Origin of the sequence: Ornithinimicrobium pratense, assembly GCF_008843165.1 — a bacterium.
Taxonomy (GTDB): Bacteria; Actinomycetota; Actinomycetes; order Actinomycetales; family Dermatophilaceae; genus Ornithinicoccus; species Ornithinicoccus pratensis.
Genome location: NZ_CP044427.1, coordinates 3,065,599 through 3,087,166, shown reverse-complemented (window position 1 = coordinate 3,087,166; position 21,568 = coordinate 3,065,599). Strand labels below are relative to the sequence as shown.

Annotated in this window: 22 protein-coding genes; 12 read left to right on the top strand and 10 right to left on the bottom strand. The window is 72.4% G+C overall.

Annotated features, from left to right (window positions below):
• Entirely contained in the window at positions 1-681 is a 681-nt protein-coding gene (locus FY030_RS14250) for a response regulator transcription factor (protein ID WP_158062200.1), read from the top strand.
• Positions 682-700: 19 nt separating this feature from the next.
• On the opposite strand, the gene FY030_RS14245 is transcribed toward FY030_RS14250, so the two are convergent.
• The 3 genes from FY030_RS14245 to FY030_RS17140 are packed head-to-tail and all read right to left on the bottom strand — an operon-like array spanning position 701 to position 3,962.
• Positions 701-2,353, bottom strand: a complete 1,653-nt coding sequence (locus tag FY030_RS14245; protein ID WP_158062199.1) for an ABC transporter permease — start codon at positions 2,351-2,353, stop codon at positions 701-703.
• Positions 2,350-3,306, bottom strand: a complete 957-nt coding sequence (locus tag FY030_RS14240) for an ABC transporter ATP-binding protein (protein WP_158062198.1) — start codon at positions 3,304-3,306, stop codon at positions 2,350-2,352. Before FY030_RS14240 ends, FY030_RS14245 begins: the two co-directional genes overlap by 4 nt.
• A complete protein-coding gene (locus tag FY030_RS17140) occupies positions 3,306-3,962 on the bottom strand; it encodes a TetR/AcrR family transcriptional regulator (protein WP_158062197.1) in 657 nt (218 codons plus the stop codon). Before FY030_RS17140 ends, FY030_RS14240 begins: the two co-directional genes overlap by 1 nt.
• 300 nt (positions 3,963-4,262) lie before the next feature.
• Between FY030_RS17140 and FY030_RS14230 the strand changes: the two genes are divergently transcribed.
• The 6 genes from FY030_RS14230 to FY030_RS17135 all read left to right on the top strand — a co-directional run bounded on the left by FY030_RS14230 (position 4,263) and on the right by FY030_RS17135 (position 12,207).
• Complete coding sequence (locus FY030_RS14230) at positions 4,263-5,543, top strand: glycosyltransferase family protein (RefSeq protein WP_202879707.1); 1,281 nt, start codon at positions 4,263-4,265, stop codon at positions 5,541-5,543.
• Positions 5,533-6,807 carry a glycosyltransferase gene (locus FY030_RS14225; RefSeq protein ID WP_158062196.1) on the top strand — a complete coding sequence of 425 codons (1,275 nt, stop codon included), beginning with the start codon at positions 5,533-5,535 and terminating at the stop codon, positions 6,805-6,807. Before FY030_RS14230 ends, FY030_RS14225 begins: the two co-directional genes overlap by 11 nt.
• Entirely contained in the window at positions 6,804-8,090 is a 1,287-nt protein-coding gene (locus FY030_RS14220) for a glycosyltransferase family 4 protein (RefSeq protein WP_158062195.1), read from the top strand. The genes FY030_RS14225 and FY030_RS14220 overlap by 4 nt, the downstream gene beginning before the upstream one ends.
• A 91-nt stretch (positions 8,091-8,181) precedes the next feature.
• Positions 8,182-9,957, top strand: a complete 1,776-nt coding sequence (locus tag FY030_RS14215; protein WP_158062194.1) for an ABC transporter ATP-binding protein — start codon at positions 8,182-8,184, stop codon at positions 9,955-9,957.
• Positions 9,950-10,945: an aminoglycoside phosphotransferase/kinase family protein gene (locus FY030_RS14210; protein WP_158062193.1), complete on the top strand. Its 996-nt coding sequence runs from the start codon at positions 9,950-9,952 to the stop codon at positions 10,943-10,945. The genes FY030_RS14215 and FY030_RS14210 overlap by 8 nt, the downstream gene beginning before the upstream one ends.
• Entirely contained in the window at positions 10,870-12,207 is a 1,338-nt protein-coding gene (locus FY030_RS17135) for a hypothetical protein (RefSeq protein WP_158062192.1), read from the top strand. Before FY030_RS14210 ends, FY030_RS17135 begins: the two co-directional genes overlap by 76 nt.
• A gap of 303 nt (positions 12,208-12,510) precedes the next feature.
• Here the strand turns inward: FY030_RS17135 and FY030_RS14200 are convergent, their stop codons facing one another.
• Together FY030_RS14200 and sigK are read right to left on the bottom strand one after the other, a co-directional pair.
• A complete protein-coding gene (locus FY030_RS14200; RefSeq protein WP_158062191.1) occupies positions 12,511-13,269 on the bottom strand; it encodes an anti-sigma factor in 759 nt (252 codons plus the stop codon).
• On the bottom strand, positions 13,266-13,991 hold the full coding sequence (gene sigK / locus FY030_RS14195; protein WP_272950560.1) for an ECF RNA polymerase sigma factor SigK: 726 nt from the start codon (positions 13,989-13,991) through the stop codon (positions 13,266-13,268). The genes FY030_RS14200 and sigK overlap by 4 nt, the downstream gene beginning before the upstream one ends.
• A 211-nt stretch (positions 13,992-14,202) precedes the next feature.
• Between sigK and FY030_RS16450 the strand changes: the two genes are divergently transcribed.
• The gene (locus FY030_RS16450; RefSeq protein ID WP_192498622.1) at positions 14,203-14,889 is read left to right on the top strand and encodes a hypothetical protein; all 687 of its coding nucleotides are present in this window, start codon (positions 14,203-14,205) and stop codon (positions 14,887-14,889) included.
• Between the two features lie 92 nt (positions 14,890-14,981).
• A complete protein-coding gene (locus FY030_RS14185; RefSeq protein ID WP_420371889.1) occupies positions 14,982-15,758 on the top strand; it encodes a CPBP family intramembrane glutamic endopeptidase in 777 nt (258 codons plus the stop codon).
• Between the two features lie 37 nt (positions 15,759-15,795).
• Here the strand turns inward: FY030_RS14185 and FY030_RS14180 are convergent, their stop codons facing one another.
• The 5 genes from FY030_RS14180 to hisC form a co-directional block, all read right to left on the bottom strand.
• Positions 15,796-16,194 (bottom strand): hypothetical protein, encoded by a 399-nt coding sequence (locus FY030_RS14180; protein WP_158062190.1) that lies wholly within the window; start codon positions 16,192-16,194, stop codon positions 15,796-15,798.
• A 23-nt stretch (positions 16,195-16,217) separates the two neighbouring features.
• Entirely contained in the window at positions 16,218-17,027 is an 810-nt protein-coding gene (locus FY030_RS14175) for a PfkB family carbohydrate kinase (protein ID WP_158062189.1), read from the bottom strand.
• Between the two features lie 58 nt (positions 17,028-17,085).
• The gene (locus tag FY030_RS14170; protein ID WP_158062188.1) at positions 17,086-17,319 is read right to left on the bottom strand and encodes an RNA-binding S4 domain-containing protein; all 234 of its coding nucleotides are present in this window, start codon (positions 17,317-17,319) and stop codon (positions 17,086-17,088) included.
• On the bottom strand, positions 17,312-17,635 hold the full coding sequence (locus FY030_RS14165; RefSeq protein ID WP_158062187.1) for a GNAT family N-acetyltransferase: 324 nt from the start codon (positions 17,633-17,635) through the stop codon (positions 17,312-17,314). Before FY030_RS14165 ends, FY030_RS14170 begins: the two co-directional genes overlap by 8 nt.
• 124 nt (positions 17,636-17,759) lie before the next feature.
• Entirely contained in the window at positions 17,760-18,857 is a 1,098-nt protein-coding gene (gene hisC, locus FY030_RS14160) for a histidinol-phosphate transaminase (protein ID WP_158062186.1), read from the bottom strand.
• A gap of 205 nt (positions 18,858-19,062) precedes the next feature.
• On the opposite strand from hisC, the gene FY030_RS14155 reads away from it, so the two are divergent.
• The 3 genes from FY030_RS14155 to pdhA all read left to right on the top strand — a co-directional run bounded on the left by FY030_RS14155 (position 19,063) and on the right by pdhA (position 21,554).
• Positions 19,063-19,443 (top strand): phage holin family protein, encoded by a 381-nt coding sequence (locus tag FY030_RS14155; RefSeq protein ID WP_158062185.1) that lies wholly within the window; start codon positions 19,063-19,065, stop codon positions 19,441-19,443.
• Positions 19,443-20,201 carry a dienelactone hydrolase family protein gene (locus tag FY030_RS14150; RefSeq protein WP_158062184.1) on the top strand — a complete coding sequence of 253 codons (759 nt, stop codon included), beginning with the start codon at positions 19,443-19,445 and terminating at the stop codon, positions 20,199-20,201. Before FY030_RS14155 ends, FY030_RS14150 begins: the two co-directional genes overlap by 1 nt.
• A 141-nt stretch (positions 20,202-20,342) precedes the next feature.
• Positions 20,343-21,554 carry a pyruvate dehydrogenase (acetyl-transferring) E1 component subunit alpha gene (gene pdhA, locus FY030_RS14145; RefSeq protein WP_420371861.1) on the top strand — a complete coding sequence of 404 codons (1,212 nt, stop codon included), beginning with the start codon at positions 20,343-20,345 and terminating at the stop codon, positions 21,552-21,554.
• The last annotated feature ends 14 nt before the right edge of the window (positions 21,555-21,568 follow it).

Here is a 21,568-nt window from a genome sequence, read left to right as displayed (position 1 = left end):
ATGCAGCACATCCTGATCGCCGAGGACGAGGAAGGCATCGCCCGGATCATCGAGCGCGGCCTGCGCGCCGAGGGTCACCGCACCACCGTGGTCACCGATGGGCTCGCCGCGCTGGAGGCCGCCACCGCCGGAAACATCGACCTGCTCGTCCTCGACGTCGGCCTGCCCAAGATGGACGGGTTCACCGTGCTGCGCATGCTGCGGACCATGGAGGAGCCGGTCCCGGTGATCATGTGCACCGCCCGCGACTCGGTGGAGGACACCGTACACGGGCTCGACTGGGGCGCGGAGGACTACATCGCCAAGCCGTTCCGAGTGGAGGAACTGGTGGCCCGCGTCCGGCTGCGGCTGCGCCAGCACGCGGACATGCAGGGCGGCTCTGTCGAGGTCGACAACGGGGTCCTCAACGCCAGCGGCGTGGTCCTGGACCCGGCCGCCCGGACTGTCACCGTCGACGAGGCTCCCGTCGAGCTGTCCACCCGCGAGTTCGAGCTGGCCAAGGAGCTGATGTCCCACGCCGGCCAGACCCTGTCCCGCGAGCAGCTGCTCGACCGGGTCTGGGGCTATGAGGTCACCGGCAGCTCTAACGTCGTGGACGTCTACATCCGCTACCTGCGCGCCAAGCTCGGCACCGAGCGCATCGTCACCGTGCGCGGGATCGGCTACCGGTTCGTGACCTGACCGGGCCTGCGGGCCGGAATCAGCGCACGCCGATCTGGCGCCGCCGCACACCGACCAGGCCAAGACCGACGCCCAGGACCGCGATGGCCAGCAGGACCAGGATGGGGAGCAGGGCGAAGTCCTCGACGGGGAGCTGGGCGGGGTAGCTGAGCGGGGACAGGTTCTGCAGCCACCTGGGCAGGTCCAGCATCGCGGCGAAGTTGCCGACGAAGACGATCAGGCCGACGAGGGCCCAGCCGACGGGTGCCAGCAGAGCTGGCGCCCAGCCGTACAGCACGGCGCAGACGGCCAGCACCACCAGGACGGCCGGCAGCACATTGACGTGCGCGGCGACGAGCTCGATGACGAGGGACCCGTCCCCGGTCACGGCGGCGGCGGCCACACCTGTGCCCAGGCCGGCGACGACCAGGATCCCGGCCGCACCAGCGGCGACGACAAGGAGATGGGCGCCGGCCCATGCCGTGCGGCTGGTGGGGGTCGCCAGCACCGCCTCGGCGCGACCGCGAGCCTCCTCCCCGCTGAGGGACTGGACGGCGTAGACGACGTAGGCCGTGGTGAGGTAGCCGCTGAAGGCGGCGAGGAAAGCCAGGTAACCACTGACGAGCGCCTCCATGCCGAACATGTCGCGGACCGTCTCGGGCATCTCCTCGACGCCCTCGACCATCACCTGGGTGAAGGCACCGTCCACGCTGCCCAGCACGACGATGGCCGCCCCCCAGCCCCAGATGCTGGCTCGCTGCAGCCGCGCAGCCAGCCCCAGCGGCGTACCGAGGCTGCGCGAGGCCTCGCCCGGGCCAGGCCGCTCGGCTACCAGGCCAGCGCCGAGGTCGCGCCGCCGCTGCAGCGCGAAGGCGCCGGCCCCGGTGACCAGCGCGACCGCGGCCAGTGGCACCAGCGGCCAGAACCGGTCCAGCACATAGGGACCGGTCTGGGCCGCCCAGCCCAGGGGGGAGGTCCAGGACAAGGCACTGCCGCCGGCTGCGGCCATGTCTCCGAGCGCTCGCAGCATGAACGCCGCGCCCAGCACCGCTCCGGCCGCACCGGCGGCCGCCCGGGGCGACTCGAAGAACTGGGCGGTGACCGCGGCGACCCCGGAGAACGCCATACCCACCAGGCCGGTGCCCAGCCCCACGAGGACCGAACCGGTCGGGGCGAACCCGACGGCGGCCGCCAGTGCGGCGACGATCAGCGCAGCACCCGCGTTGGCGAGCAGGGCGAGCAGCAGGGTGGCGGCCAGCCCGGCGTCTCTCCCTGCCACATTGGCGCGGACGAGCTCGGCCCGGCCCGACTGTTCCTCCGCCCGGGTGTGCCGCACGACCAGGAGCAGGCTCATCAGGGCCGAGAGGAGGAAGAGGTACGGCGCGTAACCGGAAGCGAAGAACCGCTCATAGGTGGGGTCCTCCATGCCGAGGGCCGGCCCGGTGAACATCCGCCCGACCGGCTGCTGCAGCAGCGGCACCACCGCCTGCAGGTCATCCTCCGTCGGGGCGATCTGCGGCAGGGCGGCCGCGATGTAGAGGACGAACAACCCGTGCCCGGCCAGCCACGCCGGCAGCCGGACGCGGTCCCGGCGCAGCATGAACCGCACCATGGTGCCGGTCCCCGTGAACGGCCCGGAGGTATGCGGCGTCGGGGCGGTCGGTGAGCGGCGTCCCGCCAGGGTGGTGCTCACCGCGGGTCCCGGCCCTGAGTCGTGCCACCGCGGGCACCGCGGGCGGCGAGGTCATCCCCGTAGTGCCGCATCAGCAGCTGCTCCAGGGTCGGCGGATGCGCCACGATCGAGCTCACCCCGAGGTCGGCGAGCCGCCGCAGCACGGGCTCGACCTGGTCGCCATCCACCTCGAGGCGTACCTGGCCGTCTGCGTCGTGCAGCTCGTGGACGCCGGGCAGCCCCGCCAGCGACCCGGCCGGCTGCCGGGTGGTCGCCTCGATCGTGGTGCGTGTCATGTGGCGCAGCTCGCGCAGCGTGCCGGACTCGACGATCCTGCCCTGCCGGACGATCGAGATCCGATCGGCCAGAACCTCCACCTGCGCCAGGATGTGGCTGGACAGCAGGACGGTCGTCCCACCGTCCCGCGCCTCCCGGATGCACTCCTGGAAGACCACCTCCATGAGTGGGTCCAGCCCCGCCGTGGGCTCGTCGAGCAGCAGCAGGTCGACGTCCGAGGCGAGCGCGGAGATGAGGGCCACCTTCTGCCGGTTGCCCTTGGAGTAGGTCCGGGCCTTCTTCGTCGGGTCGAGGTCGAACCGCTCGCACAGCTCGACCCTGCGTCGCCGGTCCACCCCGCCGCGCAGCCGGGCGAACAGGTCGATCGCCTCGCCGCCGGTCAGCCGGGGCCACAGCTCGACGTCGCCGGGGACGTAGGCCAGACGGCGGTGCAGCTCGACCGCGTCGTCCCACGGGTCCTGGCCGAACAGCCGCAGCGTGCCACCGTCGGCCCGCAACAGCCCCAGGAGCAGACGCATGGTCGTGGACTTGCCAGCCCCGTTGGGGCCCAGGAAACCGTGCACCTCGCCCTGGTGCACGGTGAGGTCCAGGCCGTCGAGGGCGCGCGTGCTGCCGAAGGTCTTGATGAGTCCCACGGACTCGATGACGTCGGTCGTGCCTGCTTGCTGCGGGTCCATCACTCCTCGCTCTCCGAGCCGTCCGGCTCGTCGTGGTCGGCGGCATACCGCCGTAGCTCCTCGTAGGTGCCGTCGGCGAGGACGCCCTCGGCGTAGATCTCGAGCACCGCCTGCAGGTAGGGCTTGGGCAGGTCCGGACCCTCCAGCAGGGAGACATCGAGCAGCCGCTCGAGGTGCTCATGCAGCACGAGCACGCCCATCGACCACAGGAAGAGCACGACGACGCGGGCACGGGGGTTCTCGCTGGGCCGGATCAGCCCGGCCTCCACGCCGGCCTGGGTGTAGCACTCGGCGTCGGCGACCATCTCGTCGATCAGCTCGTTGACGTGCGGGCTGCCGTCGGTGAGGGTCTTGGCCAGGTAGCGCGTCACCGGCCGGTGCTCGCTCAGCTGGGTCATCATGCTGACCGGGTCCGGGCGGCTGCCCTGGGTGAGGGTGGAGGTCTTGACCGTCCGCAGGACCCGCGCGGCGTGCTGGTCGCAGGCGACGCGCAGGGCGTCCTTCGACCCGTAGTGGTGGACGATCAGGGCGGGGGAGACCCCGGCGGCCTCGGCGATGGTCTTCAGGCTGGTGGCACTGACGCCCTGGCGGCCGAAGAGGTCGAGCGCCGTCATCAGGATGCGCTCGGCCCCGTCGCCATGGCGTGGAGTTGGCATGCCTCCACCGTAGTGACTGAACGTTCAGTCAGTCAACGGGGCGGTCATATGACCGTGTCGCCGGTGGGGGGCGAAGCGTGTCGCCGGTCGGGCGCGAAGCGTGTCGCCGGTCGGGGGCGAAGCGTGTCGCCGGTGGGGGCGAAGCGTGTCGCCGGTCGGGGGCGAAGCGTGTCGCCGGTCGGGGGGTGGATGAGAGAGCTCTCATCGCTCTGTCATGCACCCCTCATCCGCGTGCAGTTCACTCAATCGTCATCGGCCGCCAGTCCCGGCGGCCCCGGATGAGGAAGGACGGTGGACGCCGTGGTCCCTCGACCAGACAGCGCACCGCTCCGGGTGGTGTTCTACTCGCACGACTCGCAGGGGCTTGGTCACTTCCGGCGCAACCGGGCGCTGGCTCACGCGCTGAACCAGCGTCTGCCGGTGCTCACCGGCCGGCAGGTGACCGGTCTGCTCATCAACGGGGTCCCCGAGGCCGGGGCCGACTCGCTGCCGCAGGGTTTCGACGTCGTCACCCTGCCGGCGATCGGCAAGGACGCCGGCGGCTACGGGCCCAAGCGCCTTGACGTCGCTATGCAGACCGTCACCTCGGTGCGCCGCGACATCGTCAGGGCCACCCTGACCACCTTCCGCCCCGACCTTTTCATCGTCGACCGGCACGCCCTGGGTGTGAACGGCGAGCTGGAGACCGGGCTGCGGGCCCTGCGCGCCGCGCACCCTGGGGCGCGGATCGTCCTGGGCCTGCGGGACGTGCTCGACTCCCCGCAGGTCGTCGTCGCCGAGTGGGCCCGCGTCCAGCCAGGGCTGGTCCGCGAGCTCTACGACGAGATCTGGGTCTACGGCGACCCCCGCGTGCACGACCTGCGCCGCACCGAGGAGATCCCGGTCCAGCTGCACGGCCTGGTCCGCTACCAGGGCTTCCTGGCCCACGGCCGCGCCGAACTGCCCTCCGGGCTCGACCCCGAGATCCCTTACCTCATCACCACCGCCGGCGGCGGCAGCGACGGCTTCCGCCTGTGCGTGGCCGCGGCTCGCGCCACCGTCCCCGCCGGCCACCGCCACGTCATCATCACCGGTCCGCAGATGTCCGACGCCGACCACCGTGCGATCGAGCTGCAGGCCGGCCCGTCCACCATGGTCGTCCGGTCCATCCCGGATGCCGCCGGACCGATCCGCCGCGCCGCCGCCAGCATCTCGATGGCCGGCTACAACACCGTCACCGAGACCCTCGCCACCGACGTCCCAGCCCTGCTCGTGCCGCGGGAGACGCCCCGCCGCGAGCAGCTCATCCGGGTCGAGTCGCTGGCCGCCCGCGGCGCGGTCGACCTCCTGCGTGAGGGTGACCTGACCCCGGAGGCGCTGACCCACTGGTGGGCCGGCGCCGTCCGCCGCCGCACCCAGCGCGGTCACCTGCACCTCGGCGGTCTGCGCGAGGTCGCGCGCTCGGCCGCCCGCCTGGTCCGCACCGCCCAGCAAGCGCGCCGCGCCGAAGCCACCGCCCCCGCGACCCCGGCCGCCACCGCCCCCGCGGCCGTCAAGCCCACCGACGCGTCCCCCACCCAGGAGCTCCCCGTTGCTATCTGAGACCCAGCCCCGTCCCGAGCGCACGGCCTACATCCTCAAGGTCTACCCGCGCTTCTCCGAGACCTTCGTCGTCACCGAGATCCTGGCCCGCGAGGCCGCCGGCGAGGACCTGGCGATCTACGCCCTGCGCCCCACCAGCGACTCCCGCTTCCACCCTCAGCTGGCCCAGGTCCAGGCGCCGGTCACCCATCTGCGCCGGCCCCTCAAACTGTCGACCGAGTGGGACGCCTTCGCCCGCGCACACGCCGAGCTGCCCGACTTCGGTGCCCGGCTCGGCGAGCTCATGCCGCTGCTGGTCCGCCTCGACCCCTCCGACGCCGCCCAGGCCGTCGAGCTGGCGTTAGCCCTGCGCCGCGACGGCATCACCCGGATGCACGTGCACTTCGCCACGCTGGCCTCCTGGTGCGCCGCCGTCGCCTCCGCGCTCACCGGCATCCCCTACACCGTCACCACCCACGCCAAGGACATCTTCCACGAGGACCTCGACCCGGTCCTGCTGCGCGAGATCCTGCACCGCGCCGAGAAGGTGGTGGCGATCAGCGACTACAACCGCCGCCACCTGCTCACCACCATCGACCCGACACTGGACGAGAAGGTCGACAAGGTCGTGCTAGTCCGCAACGGCCTGGACCTGCCCCGGTTCACCTACCGCGACCCCGAGCCGCCGCATACCCCACTGCGCGTGCTGGCCGTCGGCCGCGTGGTGGAGAAGAAGGGTTTTGACCACCTCGTGGAGGCCACCCGGCAGCTGCACGCGGAGGGTATGCCGCTCCAGGTCCGGATCGTGGGCGAGGGCGAGCTGCTCCCCGCCCTGCGCCAGCAGGTCGCCGACGCCGGGCTGACCGACGTGGTCAGCCTGTTCGGCTCCCGCAGCCAGGCCGAGCTGGTCGCCGAGCTCGACTGGGCCGACGTCATGGCCGCCCCCTGCGTGGTGGGCGCGGACGGCAACGCCGACGGGCTGCCGACCGTCCTGCTGGAGGCGATGGCCAGCGGCGTGCCCTGCGTGGCCACCGACGTCACCGGCATCCCCGAGGCCGTCCACCCAGCCCGGGGCGAGACCCCCGCCACCGGCATCCTGCTCTCCCACCAGCCGGCGGGCCTGCCCGAGCGGGTCGCCGACGCGCTGCGGCAGGTGGCCGACCCGACCTGGCCTCGTGTGGAGGCCGCCCGCGCCGCCCGCGCGCTGATCGAGCGCGACTTCGACACCACCCGCCAGGTCCGGCTCCTCGCCGACCTCGCCCGACCCGTGGAGGCCCGCCGATGACCACCGTCGCCTACGTCTGCGCCGACCCCGGCATCCCCGTCTTCGGCACCAAGGGCGCCAGCGTGCACATCCAGGAGATCGTCCGCGCCTGGCGCGCCCGCGGCGCCCACGTGGAGGTGTATGCCGTGCGCCGCGGCGAGGACGTCCCCGCCGACCTGGCCGACCTGCCCGTGCACATCGTCCGCGTCGGCGGCAAGGGCCTGGACCCGGCCGAGCGCGAGCACGCACAGCAGCGCGCCGCCGCCGACCTGGCCGGCCAGGTGGTCGAGCTCGCGCCGGACGTGGTCTATGAGCGCTACTCCCTCTTCTCCCGCGTCCTGGGCCAGGTCCGCGACGCCCTGCCCGGGCGTGAGCCGACCACGATCTTGGAGGTCAACGCGCCGCTGATCGAGGAGCAGGCGACCCACCGGGTGCTGGTCGACGTGGAGAGCGCCGTCGGTGCCCTGCGCGCGCAGCTCGCCGCCGCCGACGTCGTCGGCTGCGTGAGCCAGCCGGTGGCCGACTGGGTCGGCGGTCACCTGGACAACCGCGCTGACGCTGCCGCGCGCACCCGTCACCTGGACGGCGGCGCTGACGCTGGTGCGGTAACGGTGTGTCACATCCGTCGCCCGGACGACGGATGTGACACACCGTTCTGGCACACAGGTGCCCAGCGTCCTACGACCGCCGCCCGTCCCTCCATCGTGGTCACCCCCAACGGCGTCAACACCGCCCGCATCCGCCCCGTGATCCCTGACCTGGCCGGCGCTCCCGTCGTCGTCTTCGTCGGCACGCTCAAGCCCTGGCACGGCGTGGAGGACCTGGTCGAGGCCGCCGCCCTGGCGCAGGTCCCGTGGCGGCTACGGCTCATCGGCGACGGGCCGGTGCGCGAGGTCGTCGAAGCGGCCGTGGCCAAGCACGGCCTGGACGTCGAGCTGGTCGGGGCCGTCGCGCCGGAGCAGGTCCCGCAGGCCCTGCAGGGTGCTCTCGTCGCCGTCGCGCCCTACCCCGAGCGGGACGACCACTACTTCTCCCCGCTGAAGGTCTACGAGTACGGCGCCGCCGCGCTGGCGACCGTCGCCACGCGCATCGGCCAGATCCCCTCCGTCGTCCGCGACGGCGAGACCGGCGTCCTGGTGCCGCCGTCGGACCCGGCTGCCCTGGCTGCCGCGATCGACGCGCTCGTGGCCGACCCGGCGCGCGCCGGCCGCCTCGGGGCCGCGGCCCGCGAGCTGATGGACTCCGAGCATTCCTGGGACCACGTCCTGGACGCGACCCTGGAGGCCCAGGGTGCACTGGTCTAGAGCAGGCCTCCCCGCCGGGGCGGCGCGGCCCAGGACGCGCAGGGAGCCGGTCGACACGACATACCCGCACAAGGAGAGGAAGGTGGCGCGCATGGCGGAGACGTCCGAGACGTTGCGGCCGACGGCCCTGCGCCGCACCCTGGGGCTGATCAAGCCCCACCTCCATGGCCAGAAGAAGCTGCTGGCCGGGGGTGGGCTGCTGCTCATGCTCGAGGTCGTCTTCCGCGTGCTCGAGCCGTGGCCGGTCAAGCTGGTCGTCGATGCGGTCACCCGCAGCCTCGGCGCCGACCTGAGCGGCAGCGGCCCGAGCGCCTCCACCCAGCTGCTCATCGCCGCGGGTCTGGCGACGATCTCGATCGTCGGGCTGCGCGCCGTGAGCAACTACGGCAGCACCGTCTGCTTCGCGCTCGGCGGCTCCCGGATCGCCACCCAGCTGCGTGCGCGGGTCTTCGACCACGTGCAGGGACTGTCCCGCTCCTACCACGGCAAGGCGCGCTCCGGTGACGTCGTGCAGCGCCTGGTCGCCGACGTGGGGCGGCTGCAGGAGGTGGGCGTGACCGCCGGCATGCCGCTGCTGGTCAACTGCTTCACCCTGGTGGCGATGCTGGGCGTGATGACCTGGCTGGACCCGTTGCTGACGCTCATCAGCCTGGGGGCGATCCTCGTCTTCGTCCTCTCCTCACGGACGAGCACCAGCAAGATCACCTCCGCCTCGCGCAAGACGCGGCGCAGCGAGGGCGACCTGGCCAACATCGCCCAGGAGACGATGGCGGGGATGACGCACGTGCAGGCGTACGGCATGGAGGGTGACCGGTCACAGCACTTCCGGGGCTCGAACGTCAAGTCGCTCAAGGACGGGGTCAAGGCCCGGAAGCTGGCCGCCGCGCTGGAGCGCCGCACCGACGTGCTCGTCGGGATCGCGACCGCCGCGGTGCTCTACCTGGGCGGGACCCGGGTGCTGCAGGGCGCGATGACGCCCGGTGACCTGGTGATCTTCCTGACCTACCTGAAGACGTCGATGAAGCCGCTGCGGGACCTGGCCAAGTACACCGGCCGCATCGCCCGCGCCAGCGCCTCCGGCGAGCGGGTCGCGGACATCCTCGACGTCGAGCCCGACATCGTCTCCCCGCCGCACCCGTTGCCGCTGCGCAAGGTCCGGGGCGCGCTGGCCCTGGACGAGGTGGACCTGGAGTTCGAGCCCGGCGTGCCGGTGCTGCGCGGGCTGTCGCTCGCGGTGGTGCCCGGTGAGACGGTGGCGGTGGTCGGGCCCTCGGGCTCGGGCAAGTCCACGCTGATCTCGCTGCTGCTGCGGCTGCTGGACCCGGAGCAGGGCAGCGTGCGGCTCGACGGCATCGACCTGCGCAACCTCGACCTGGGTGTGCTGCGGCGCCAGGTCGCCCTGGTGCAGCAGGACGCGATCCTCTTCACCGGCACGATCGAGGACAACATCCGCCAGGGCAGCCCGGACGCCACCGACGAGGAGGTGCTGCACGCCGCCCGGCTGGCCCGGGTCGTGGAGTTCACCGACCGGCTGCCCGACGGCCTGCAGACCACGGTCACCGAGCGGGGCTCGAGCCTGTCCGGCGGGCAGAAGCAGCGGATCTCGCTGGCCCGTGCCTTCCTCCGCGACGCGCCCGTGCTGCTGCTCGACGAGCCGACGACGGGGCTGGACCCGGAGAACGTCGAGCTGGTCAGCCAGGCCATCCAGGAGCTGGCCCGCGGCCGCACCTGCGTCATGGTCACCCACGACCTGGAGACCGCCCGCTGGGCCGACCGTCTGATCCTCATCGAGGAGGGTCAGGTGACCTGGCAGGGCCCGCCCGACGAGGCGCCCTGGGAGCGCGTGCTGGAGGACCTCAATGGCTGAGCTGCGCAGCCCACGTCACGCCCTCGGGTCGTTGCGGCTGCCCGGGCCCGCCCCGTGGACGCCCGACCCGCACCTGGGCCTCCTGCTGGACGCCGACCGGCTGAGCAAGCTCATCGGGATGCCGGTGCGCGCCACCCGCCTTCGGCCCAAGCCCAGCGTCAAGCACGTCGCGGCGCTGGCAGACCGGTCCACCGGCGCGGCGGTGGGCTGGGTGCAGGTGCTGATCGGGCCGACCCGGGTGAAGGTGGACAAGGCCCGGCTGGTCGCGGCCGAGGTGGGGCTCGCCGACCGGTTGGGAGAGCGGACGCTGCCCAGCGGTGCCCTGCTGGTCTGGGGTCCGGTCGAGACCGACCCCCGGCTGGCCCGGGCCCTGGCAGGGCTCGATCTCGGCGCCGCGACCCTGCTGCGCTACAACCCGCTGCGCCGGCTCGTGCTGCGGGTCGGTGACTCGGTGGTGCGGGTCACGGCCGAACCGCACCGGTGGCGCTGGGCACACGCGGTGCAGGTGCTGACCGACCACGGGGTGCCCGTGCTGCGCCCGGCGACGCAGGAGCAGGCCCGCGCGACCGGGATGCGGCCAGGTGACCGGGTGAGTGCCTGGCAATGGATCGAGGGGCGCGACCTCTCGGGGGGTGCCACCGAGGACGAGCAACGGAGCACCGGCCGGCTGCTGGCACGCCTGCACCAGGTCCCCACGTCGTCCGTGACCGGCCTGGAACGACGCGGCTGGCCCGAGGTCCGGGCTGCCGCAGACTGCACCGTGGTGCAGCTAGAGCAGGTCGCCCCCGAGCTCGGCCGCGTCGCGCGGGGGTCCTGGACGAGCTGCCCTCCGCCCGCGGGGAGGGGGCAGACGTCGTCCTGCACGGCGACTTCTCCCTCGACCAGTGCCTGGCCGCCACCGACGGCCGCGTCGTGCTCGGCGACCTCGACCGACTCTGCCGCGGCCCGGCCGAGGTCGACCTGGGCAACCTCTGGGCGGTCGCGCTGATCGAGGGCACCTCCGTCGAGGCGGTCCAGGAGGGGTATGGCGCACCCTCTCCCCACCCCGTCTGGGTCGCCGCAGCGCTCCTGTCCCGGGTGACCGAGCCCTGGCGCGCGCAGGACGAGGGCTGGGAGGCCGAGGTCGAGCGGCGCACGGCGCTCGCTGCGGGGGTGCTGGCCCAAGGCGTGGGCCCTCGAGCACGGGTCGCCCGGGGGCACGCGACCGTGCCCGTCGGGTGGCGGGTGCCCTCGACCGTGCAGGCCGACGGCGAGGTCATCCAGGTGTGCCGGGCCTGGCCGGTGGGCGAGCGGGCCCGGGTGGCTGTCGAGGGCCTGGACGGCCGGAGCCGGCTGCGTGCCGCGACCGTCGACCTGGACGGCAGGGTGAAGCTGCTGCCGCCGGGGGCGGACGACACGCTCCCGGCGCTCGCCGACGTGGCGGCGCGGGGCAGGCTCGTCGTCCACCGTGCGGGCCGCCGCGCGGTCGTCGAGCTGGCCGACCGCTACGCCAAGGTGCTCCGTCCCGGCCGGGCCCCCGGTGTCGCCGAGGCGAGTGAGGCGGGGCGCCGGCTCGTCGAGGCGGCCGGGCTGGTTGCCCCCTCGGTGCTCGGTCACGACGACTCGGTCGTCGACCTCTCCGTGCTGCCCGGCCGACCGGTGCACCGGCTGCACGCGGACCCGTCCTGGCCGCGGATCTGGGAGACCTGGGCGGCTTCGTGGGCCCGGCTGCAGGGGCTCGGCGGTGAGGCGACAGCCGGGCTGGCACGGCATACCGGGGGTGACGAGGCGCAGGTGCTGCGCGGGTGGGCGACCCGCGCAGCGGCCACCGGGATGCTGGACGGGACGCCGTGGCCGCAGCGGCTGGCAGAGACGGCGCGGCAGCTGGGGATGGCGGCCGGCGAGACGACCGGCGGGCTCGTGGTGACCCACCGCGACCTGCACGACCAGCAGCTGCTCTGGGACGGCACCCGGCTCGGCGTGCTCGACCTCGACACGCTCTGCCTTGCCGAGCCCGCGCTCGACCCACTCAACCTCGCGGTGCACGCCGACCTGCGGCATGCCCAGGGACTGTGGCCGGCCGAGGCGGTGCCGACGGTGGTGGATGCGGTGAAGGGCGTGCTGACCGCGGCCCGGGTGGGGGAGGACAGGCGGGTGCTGGCCGAGCGGGCGACGGTGACGCGGCTGGCGGCGGTGTATGCCTTCCGGCCGCGCTGGCGGGAGCGGGTGCTGGCCTGGGCCGAGCGGCGCTGGGCTGCCCTGGGCGGCTGAGTGCCTGGTCTGGCATGAAATCGTGATGCTGCTCACATCTGCCATCCATGATCCCGCCGGCGCCGAATCATGTAGTGACACCCAGGTGGTGGCCCGCCGCCGGGTGCGCGGGTGAGCCGACCGTGACCAACGAGCTCACCCGCCAGGGCCGTGGGGGCCGTCGTGCCCCCACGGCCCTGGTCGTGTCCGCGATGCTCAAAGGTCTGCTGGGCTCGCGGCTGCTCGTCCCCGCGGCGGGTGGACAGCGGCGGGCGGGTAGCGGCGGGTGGACAGGCCGCTGCCCGCAGCGCGGGTATGCCGCCGTCAGCCGAGCGGGACCACGGCGAACGGCTCGCTCGTCGGCTGGTCCGAGCCACCCTCCGGCTCGAGGGTCAGCCCCACGGCGGCGGCCCCCTTCAGGTCACCCTGCAGGACGACCTCACGCTCCTGCACGACGTCACCGGTCAGCAGACCCGCCGACCGGGCCGAGCCGTCCCCGCCGACGTACCAGGCCTGGTACACCTGCCCCTGTGGGGGTGGCTCCAGGTCTGCCGGCAGTCGGAGCAGTGCCGCTCCCTGCTCGGCGGAGGCGATCACCGTCGCCTCGCCGGTGGTCGCGTCGAACTCCCGCGCGTCCTGCGCCTGCACGATGCGTGCCGACGGGTCCGGCTCCTGCAGGACCTGTGTGGCCACGTAGCCCCCCGTGCCGATGACCACAGCCGCGGCTGCGGCCAGCCACCAACCCCGGCGGGGGCGGCCTGCCGCCGCCGGGGCCGGCTGGGCCTCGTCGCGCGAGGCGCCGCCCACCGCAAGGACGGCTGCGGGGGACTCAGGCCGGCGCGGCTGAGTCTCGACCTGTTCGAGCACGCGGTGGCGGAGGCTGGCGGGCGGGGCGAGCTCCATACCCGCGGACAGGAGCGCCGCCGCCTCGCGAAGGTCACGGACCTCGGCCTGGCATGCCGCACAGCCGGACAGGTGGGCCTCGAACCTGGCACGTTCCAGGTCGTCCACCGCGTCCAGCGCGTAGGGGGCGGCCAGGTCGTGCGGCTCACCCTCGGGCGGGGTCTGATGCTGGTCGCTCACTGCTCACCTCCTGTCATGGCGTGGCGGATCTTGTGCAACCCGTCCCTGATCCGGGTCTTGGCGGTCCCCAGCGGCACGCCGGTCTGCTGGGCGACCTCACGGTGAGTCAGGCCCTCCAGATAGGCCAGCTGCAGCGCGGTGCGGTGGGGCTCGCCCACCAGGTCGAGCGCCGTCCGGACGCGCCCTGCCTCGACCCGCCCGACCGCCTCCTCGGCAGTAGTGTCATAGGGCACGGACGTCACATGTGATTCGTAGCGATGGAGCCGGTCGGATTGCGCCTGCTCGGACCGCACCCGGTCGACCGAGCGGCGGTGAGTCAGCGTGAGCAGCCAGGCCAGGGCCGAGCCGCGGGCCGGGGAGAAGCGGTCCGCCTCCCGCCAGACCTGCAGGAACACCTCTTGGGTGACCTCCTCGGCAATCGCCGCGTCGCGCACGACCCGCTGCGCCAGCCCGTACAGCCGCGGTGCGACGGCGTCGTAGAGGTCGGCGAAAGCGGCCCGGTCGCCACGGCCGACCTGACCCAGCAGACTGTCGAGCGGAGCAGCCCCCGAGGAGCGAGCGGCACCCGCGGTCGAGGGGTCCGACCCTGGTGGCTGAGCTGGGTGGGATGTCAGGAGCGGCCCTGCTCTTCCTGCGGATCGCCCGCTGCCTCTAGAACCCGCACGTGCCGCCTCTGCCTCCGGCAAGACCCGGCTGGTCCGAGCCGGCCTCGGACACGCCACAGCGTACGCGATCACTTGGGCGGCCGGCCAGGACCTGCGCGGCTCCGGGTCTCATGGCTCCGGGCCTCATCCTGCTCGGCCGCACAGCCGCAGCCGCGCTGCCCACCGCGGCCACGAACTGCGCTGCGGAGCGAGGATCCCTAGGTCCTCCATGAGAACTTCTCATGGAGCTCTCACGAAAATCTCCTTCCGCGCAGGCAGGATGGATGCCATGAAGGCTCTCGCATCCGCTCTCGCCCTGGTTCTCGTCGGCCTGGCCGGTGTGTGGCTGTGGCTCGATGCAGCCTCCGACGGCGACCAGGACCTGGCCGGCGTCGTGGCCGTCTCGGCCGTCGACCCGGAGGCCGTCTCCGCGGCCCCGGGCGGGGACGGTGTTGCGGCTGACGGTGCTGCGGCTGAGGATGCGGCAGCTGATGGGGCGGCCGCCACCCAGGCCGCCGAGGAGCAGCTGGACGCGGCCGACGGGATCGACGACAAGGTGATGGCAGCCACGATCAGCTCACTGCGGGGCGTCTTCGAGGGCGTCCGCATCGGGAGCCGGACCCTCTCGGAGGATCTGCGCGTTGCCGCCGACGAAGCGGCTGCAGAAAAGGCCAGCGCCGAGAAGGCTGCCGCCGAGGCGCAGAAGGAGGAAGAGGAGCGGGCCGCACGCCAGCCTGCGCCACAGCCTGCGCCTCAGCCCGCGCCTCAGCCTGCTCCGGTGCAACCGGCCCCCGCGCAGCCCATCCCGGTCCAGCCCGCCCCGGTCCAGCCGGTCCCGGTCCAGCCCGCCCCGGTCCAGCCTGCCCCCAACCCCGGTGGTCCTCCTGGCCCCTGCTGGGAGTGGGATGACGACGAGTGGGAGTGGGACTGCGATGACGACGATGATGATGACGACGATGATGACGACGACGACTGAGGTCGCCACCCCCTGACGTCGGGGCCTGCGCATACCGTGTGCGCATGACGAGCGCGCGCGCCGAGGTGGGACCTGCGGGGCCGACCCCGATGATGCAGACCCTGGCGGTCCCGGCCAGCCCGCTGCCGCGCCGCACCCTGCTGGCCGAGACCGTCCTCGTGCTCGGCGTCAGCCTGGGTGCCTCCGCGGTCTGGGCGGTGCTCAGCATCCTGCGCAAGCTCACCGCCGAGGCACCGCTGTCGGCTCAGACCACACGGATGAACACCAGCTCGGCCCCGGACCGGCCGTGGCTGGACCTGGCCTACCAACTCGCGGGGATCGCGATCGCGCTGGTGCCGGTCGTGCTGGCGCTGCACCTGCTGGCCCGTGAGCTGGGCCGGCCGGCCCGGCTGCAGGGCTTCGACCTCGCCCGGCCAGGACGCGACCTGCTGCTGGGGGTCCTGCTCGCGGCGGCGATCGGCATCCCCGGCCTGGGGCTCTATCTCGCCGCGCGGGAGCTGGGGCTGAACACCACCATCGCCGCGGCCAACCTGCCGTCGGTCTGGTGGGCGGTGCCGGTCCTCATCCTTGCCTCGATCCAGAACGCGGTGCTGGAGGAGGTGCTCATGGTCGGCTACCTCTTCACCCGATGGGCCCAGGCGGGTTGGTCGATGTGGGCGATCATCCTGGCGTCGGCGCTGATCCGCGGTACGTACCACCTCTACCAGGGCTTCGGCGGGTTCGTCGGCAACATCGTTATGGGGATCTTCCTCGGCTGGGTCTACACCCGGACCAGGCGCGTCATGCCCCTGGTCATCGCGCACACCCTCCTCGACGTGGTGGCCTTCGTCGGCTACGCCGCCCTCGCCGACCGCGTCGCCTGGCTCTGATCAGCCGCTCTGCGCAGGCTGCGCTGCAGGGGTGCTCTTACTCGGACAAGCTGCGCCGCAGCACGCGCCGGGTCGCCCAGGTCACGGCATACACCAGGATCCACGCGGCTACGGTGATGAGCGTGGTCTGCAGGGCGATGTCCTGGCCCCCGCGCTGGACCGCGAGGCCGAACAGCCAGGGCACGCCCAGGCCTAGGGCGCCCAAGGTAGCCATCAGCCACGGCCTGGCTCGCGGCCAAGCGACCAGCTGGGCCGGGACCGACACTGTGGCCAGGGTGCCAAAGACCATCACCAGCTGGAAGATCAGGACGCCATCGCCGCGCCCGCTCCACGCGTGTCCGGCGACCCACGCCAGCACGCCGCCGAGCAGCATGATCGGCAGGCCCTTGGCCAGCGACCCCTCGACGGGCACGATTGCGCCGTGGGAGAGCGACATGCTCACTTTCTACCGCACGCCGGTCAGGAGCCCTGCCACACCACGTCGAACGGGGCGTTGCTGGCCAGGCGCTCCTGGATGCCGCGAGTGACGAAATCCTTGGCGGACCGGGCTGCCTCCAGCGGGGTCGCGCCGAGGGCCAGCTGGGCCGCGACGGCGGCCGCCAGGGTGCAGCCAGCGCCGGCGACCTGCACCCCGTCGCCGATCTTGGGCGCCGAGAGGATCTCGGTGCGATCGGCGTCGACGTAGACGTCGATCGCGTCGTCGCCGGGTAGGTGCACGCCCCCCTTGGCCAGGACGACGGCGCCGCTGGCCTGATGGATGCGCCGGGCCGCCTCGGTCAGCTGCTCGACGCTCTCGATGGTGTCCATCCCCGACAGCGACATCGTCTCGAAGTGGTTGGGGGTGACGAACGTGGCTAGCGGCAGCACCTGCGCCTTGAGCGCGCGGTCGGTGTCGAGGGCGGCGCCGGGCTCCTGGCCCTTGCAGATCAGGACCGGGTCCAGGACGACGTGACCAAAGCCCCGCTCACGCAGCGCGCCGGCGACGGTCTCGATCGTGGCGGGGGTGCCCAGCATGCCGATCTTGGCGACCTCGAGCAGCTCGGGTCCATACGTGGTGGTGATGACCTCGAGCTGGTCGGCGATGACCTGCGGGTCGACCGGCACGAACCGGTGACCCCAGTCGGCCTTCGGGTCGAAGGAGACGATGCAGGTCAGGGCGATGGTGCCGAAGACACCGTGCTGCTGGAAGGTCTTGAGATCGGCCTGGGCCCCGGCACCACCGGTGGCCTCGGAGCCCGCGATCGTCAGGGCGACGGGTGGAGTCTGCATCCACCCATGATCCCACCCGTGCAGCGTTCTGCGGAACCCCGCCGCCGCTGACCCCTGCCTAGGCGCCGTCGCCTACGCTCACCGGGGTGACGCGCTGGCCGGCATACTCCACGACCTGCCCCGGCCGCACCTGCGTGCCGCGGCGGACGACGACCTCGCCGTCGACGGTGACCTCGGAGTTCTCGATGACCATGCGGGCCATCGAACCGTCCGGCACGAGAGACGCCAGCTTGAGCAGCTGCCCCAGCCGGATCGCCGCGTCGCGGATGAGAACCTGCTCGACGTCAGCCATCGCTCTCGCCGACCTTGGGGGCCCCCTCCAGGAGGTCGAGGTGCTCGGGGTGCTGCGCCATGTACGGCGGGATGAACGGGCACGTCGGCCGCACCCGCAGCCCCTCGGCCCGCGCGTGCTGCAGCCCCGCCTCGACCAGGCGCCCGCCCAGGCCATGCCCGCGCATCGCGGGGTCCACCACGGTGTGCTGCATGTCCATGACGTCGCCCCGCATCTCGTAGGAGAGGAAGCCGACCGAGCGCGCGTCCTGCCCCTCTCCCACCATCGCCTCCCAGCGCTTGTGGTCCGGATGGTGGACGATCTGCGGCTCGCTCATACCTGCCAGGGTATGTCGTCCCGCCGCCCTCGTCTTGCCCGCCGGGCGTGTTCTATCAGGCCTTGTCGCGTGTTCTGTTGGGCCCTACGACGTGTTCTGTGGGCGATGTGGCGTGTTCTGTGCGTCAGGGGCGGGGCCGGGTGGCGAGCCACTCGGCAGCGCTGCCGATCAGGCGGTCGTTGGCCTCGGGCTCGGCGATGGTGCAGCGGACGCCGTCACCGGCGAAGGGGCGGACCATGAGACCGCGGGCCTGGCAGGCCTGGGCGAAGGGCACCGCGTCGTCACCGATCGGGAACCAGAGGAAGTTGCCCTGCGCGTCCGGGATCTCCCAGCCCTGCTCGCGCAGCGCGGCGACGACCCGCTCGCGCTCGGCGACCAGCTCCTTGACCCTGACCTCGAGTTCGTCGTAGGCGCGCAGGCTGGCGATCGCGGCCTCCTGGGCCAGGTCGGTGACCCCGAACGGCGTCGCGGCCTTGCGCAGGGCGGTGGCGACGGTGGGGTGGGCGACGGCATACCCGACCCGCAGGCCGGCCAGGCCGTAGGCCTTGGAGAAGGTGCGCAGCACGGCGACGTTGGGGTGCTCGGCGGCGAGGGCCAGCGCGTCGGGGACGGTGTCCTGCGTGGTGAACTCCAGGTAGGCCTCATCGATGACGACCAGCACGTCCTGCGGCACCTTGGCGATGAAGGCCCGCAGCTCGTCCTCGCGCACCGCCGGGCCGGTGGGGTTGTTCGGGGTGCAGACCAGCACCAGACGGGTCCGGTCGGTGATCGCGGCGGCCATCGCCTCCAGGTCGTGGCGGTGATCGGCGTCGAGCGGCACCGGCACCGACTGCGCACCGGAGAGGGCGATGACGATCGGGTAGGCCTCGAAGCTGCGCCAGGCGTAGATGACCTCGTCGCCCGGCTCGCAGGTGATCGCGACCAGCTGGGAGAGCACGGCCACGCTGCCGGTGCCGGTCGCGATCTGCTCCACCGGCACGCCGAGGTGGTCGGAGAGTGCCTGGCTGAGCATCACCACACCCATGTCCGGGTAGCGGTTGATCGCCTGCGCCGCCGTGGTCACCGCGTCCAGCACGGACGGCAGCGGGGGATAGGGGTTCTCGTTGGAGGAGATCTTGTAGGACGTCACGCCCTCGATCGGCGCGGCCGGCTTGCCGGGGGTGTAGGCAGGGACACCCTCCAGGGAGGTGCGCAGGCGGACGGGGCACGGCTGGTCGCTCATGCGCACAGGATAGTGAGGGCCTGCGACTTGACGGCCCTTGTGGTGCTGGGGGCCGGATGTTTCCGGGGGATCAGCACTCACAGGGACGGTAAGTCGTGGTCGTGCAGGGAGAAGTCGTGGTCGTGTGGGGCGAGGGTCGGTGAGTCGCCGTGGTGACGGCGGCGCCGGCGTCCCACGTTCAGGGCCCGGACGTAGAGTGAAGACCATGACGTTCGTGCTCGCCATCCTGGCCAACGCAGTCGCCCTCTGGGTGGCTGCGGCGGTCGTGCCCGGCATCGAGTTCGGCGGCGAAGGCGGTGACCTGGCGCTGAGCGTGGTGCTGGTCTCTCTGGTCTTCGGCGTGCTCAACTCGGTGGTCAAGCCGCTGCTGAAAATCATCTCCATCCCCCTGATCGTCCTCACCCTCGGACTGTTCCTCGTCGTGGTCAACGCGCTCATGCTGTCGCTGACCTCGTGGCTCGCCGGGGTGCTCGGTCTGGACTTCACCGTCCAGAGCTTCTGGTGGGACGCCGTCCTCGGCGCGCTCATCGTCTCCGCCGTCGGTGTGGTCACCGGCATGATCCTCCCCAGCAAGGACAAGCGCTGATGTCCGCCATGCTCCCGCACCAGATCATGACCTCCAGGGGTCCGCTGCCCTCCCTGCTCTGGCTGCCCCAGCGGGCGACCGGGCTCGTCCCCGGGATCGTGGTCTTCCAGGAGATCTACGGCCTGTCGGACTACGTCCGCGCACGCTGCGCCGACCTCGCCGAGCTCGGGTATGCCGTGCTGGCACCCCAGCTCTTCGCCCGCCTCGACCCGCCGGTCGCCGCGGTCCAGGAGCACGGCGTCGAGCCGCAGGACGCGCTCGCGGAGGCTCTCGAGCTGGGCGGCAAGCTCAACTGGGACCTCGCGGTCAAGGACGGCCTGTCCGCGATGAGCGCTCTCGGCCGGCTCGGCCCGGTCAAGAAGAAGAAGGTCGCGGTGCTGGGCTTCTGCCTCGGGGGCGGGCTGGCCTTCAACGTGGCCGCCGCCGCAGCCACTGCCGGCCGCCCCGCAGCCGCCCTGGTCAGTTACTACGGCTCCACGCTGCCGCAGCTGCTGGACCTCGCCCCGCAGGTCGAGTGCCCCAGCCTGCACGTCTTCGGCACCGACGACGACTACATCCCGATGGAGCAGGTGGAGCGGATCCGTGAGGCCGTCACCGACGGCGGCGCCCGCGAGCAGGTGCGCTTCGAGCTGCACGCGGGGGCAGGGCACGCCTTCGACAACCCCAACCCGTTGTTCTTCCACGAGGAGGCCAGCAAGGCCGCGTGGGCGCAGACCCAGGAGTTCCTCGCGGCCGAGCTCCCCATCGACGGACCCTGACCCCGGGGCTCGTCGCGACCGGCGGATCCTGCCCTCGGGTCAGGTTGACGTCTGCGGTAACGTGACGCCGAACCACACCCGTACCGCTAGGCCGCACGAGGCACCTGCGCCGGTGCCGGCCTGACGAGAAGGAGTTTGCGCGTGAGCGACGAGGACGTCGTGTCGGCCCAGGTGGCCGATGCCCCCAGCGGGAACCCAGGCACCAGTCCCGAGAGTCACGAGCCACCAGAGCGGGACATCACCGACGGCGGACCGGACATGGTCCAGTTCCTCGCCGCGGACGGTACCCGGGTCCCGGTGACGGACGTGAACAGCCCCTACGCCGCCTACCTCGAGGAGCTCGACGAGGACGCGCTGCGCGGGATGCTGCGCGACCTGGTCCTGGTGCGTCGCGTGGACGCCGAGGGCTTCGCGCTGCAGCGGCAGGGCGAGCTGGGGTTGTGGCCCAGCCTGCTCGGCCAGGAGGCAGCCCAGGTCGGTCCGGGTCGCGCCATGCGGCCGCAGGACTACGCCTTCCCCGGCTACCGCGAGCACGGCGTCGCCTGGTGCAAGGGCGTGGAGCCGGAGAACCTGCTGGGCATGTTCCGCGGGGTCAACCACGGCGGGTGGGACTCGAGCGAGAACAACTTCCACCTCTACACGATCGTCATCGGCAACCAGATGCTGCATGCCGTCGGCTACGCGATGGGCGTCCAGCGAGACGGCGACGTCGCCACCGGTGACACCGACCGCGACACCGCCGTGATGGCCTTCACCGGCGACGGCGGGACCGCCCAGGGCGACTACAACGAGGCCCTGGTCTTCGCAGCGGTCACCAACGCGCCGGTCGTCTTCTACGTGCAGAACAACCACTGGGCGATCTCTGAGCCCAACGAGCGGCAGTTCGTCATCCCGCCCTATCGCCGCGCCGACGGCTTCGGCTTCCCCGGCGTGCGGGTGGACGGCAACGACGTGCTGGCCTCGTATGCCGTCTCCCGGGCCGCCCTGGAGCGCGCCCGGTCCGGCCAGGGGCCGACCCTCATCGAGGCCTTCACCTACCGGATGGGCGCGCACACCACCTCCGATGACCCGACGAAGTACCGGATCTCGGCCGAGGTGGACGTCTGGAAGACGAAGGACCCGATCGACCGGATGAAGAAGTACCTGCTCGCCGAGGGCATCATCGACGACGCCTGGCTCAGCGAGATCGAGGCTGAGGCCGACGAGTTGGCGACGCGCATCCGGCACGCCTGCCAGACCATGCCCGACCCGCCGCACCCGGACATGTTCGAGCACGTGTATGCCGAGCCGCACCCGCTGGTCGAGCGCGAGGCCAAGGCCTTCGCCGACTACCACGCCGGCTTCGAGGACTGAGGAAGGAAACCGCA

Excerpts from the sequence above, each read along its gene's own strand:
- FY030_RS14170 (WP_158062188.1), bottom strand. The coding sequence starts at position 17,319 with ATGGCTGACGTCGAGCAGGTTCTCATCCGCGACGCGGCGATCCGGCTG.
- FY030_RS17140 (WP_158062197.1), bottom strand. The coding sequence starts at position 3,962 with ATGCCAACTCCACGCCATGGCGACGGGGCCGAGCGCATCCTGATGACG.
- FY030_RS14180 (WP_158062190.1), bottom strand. The coding sequence starts at position 16,194 with ATGTCGCTCTCCCACGGCGCAATCGTGCCCGTCGAGGGGTCGCTGGCC.
- FY030_RS16450 (WP_192498622.1), top strand. The coding sequence starts at position 14,203 with ATGAAGGCTCTCGCATCCGCTCTCGCCCTGGTTCTCGTCGGCCTGGCC.
- FY030_RS14185 (WP_420371889.1), top strand. The coding sequence starts at position 14,982 with ATGCAGACCCTGGCGGTCCCGGCCAGCCCGCTGCCGCGCCGCACCCTG.
- FY030_RS14165 (WP_158062187.1), bottom strand. The coding sequence starts at position 17,635 with ATGAGCGAGCCGCAGATCGTCCACCATCCGGACCACAAGCGCTGGGAG.
- FY030_RS14250 (WP_158062200.1), top strand. The coding sequence starts at position 1 with ATGCAGCACATCCTGATCGCCGAGGACGAGGAAGGCATCGCCCGGATC.
- FY030_RS14155 (WP_158062185.1), top strand. The coding sequence starts at position 19,063 with ATGACGTTCGTGCTCGCCATCCTGGCCAACGCAGTCGCCCTCTGGGTG.
- FY030_RS14240 (WP_158062198.1), bottom strand. The coding sequence starts at position 3,306 with ATGGACCCGCAGCAAGCAGGCACGACCGACGTCATCGAGTCCGTGGGA.
- FY030_RS14175 (WP_158062189.1), bottom strand. The coding sequence starts at position 17,027 with ATGCAGACTCCACCCGTCGCCCTGACGATCGCGGGCTCCGAGGCCACC.
- FY030_RS14210 (WP_158062193.1), top strand. The coding sequence starts at position 9,950 with ATGGCTGAGCTGCGCAGCCCACGTCACGCCCTCGGGTCGTTGCGGCTG.
- FY030_RS14215 (WP_158062194.1), top strand. The coding sequence starts at position 8,182 with ATGGCGGAGACGTCCGAGACGTTGCGGCCGACGGCCCTGCGCCGCACC.
- hisC (WP_158062186.1), bottom strand. The coding sequence starts at position 18,857 with ATGAGCGACCAGCCGTGCCCCGTCCGCCTGCGCACCTCCCTGGAGGGT.
- FY030_RS14220 (WP_158062195.1), top strand. The coding sequence starts at position 6,804 with ATGACCACCGTCGCCTACGTCTGCGCCGACCCCGGCATCCCCGTCTTC.
- FY030_RS14150 (WP_158062184.1), top strand. The coding sequence starts at position 19,443 with ATGTCCGCCATGCTCCCGCACCAGATCATGACCTCCAGGGGTCCGCTG.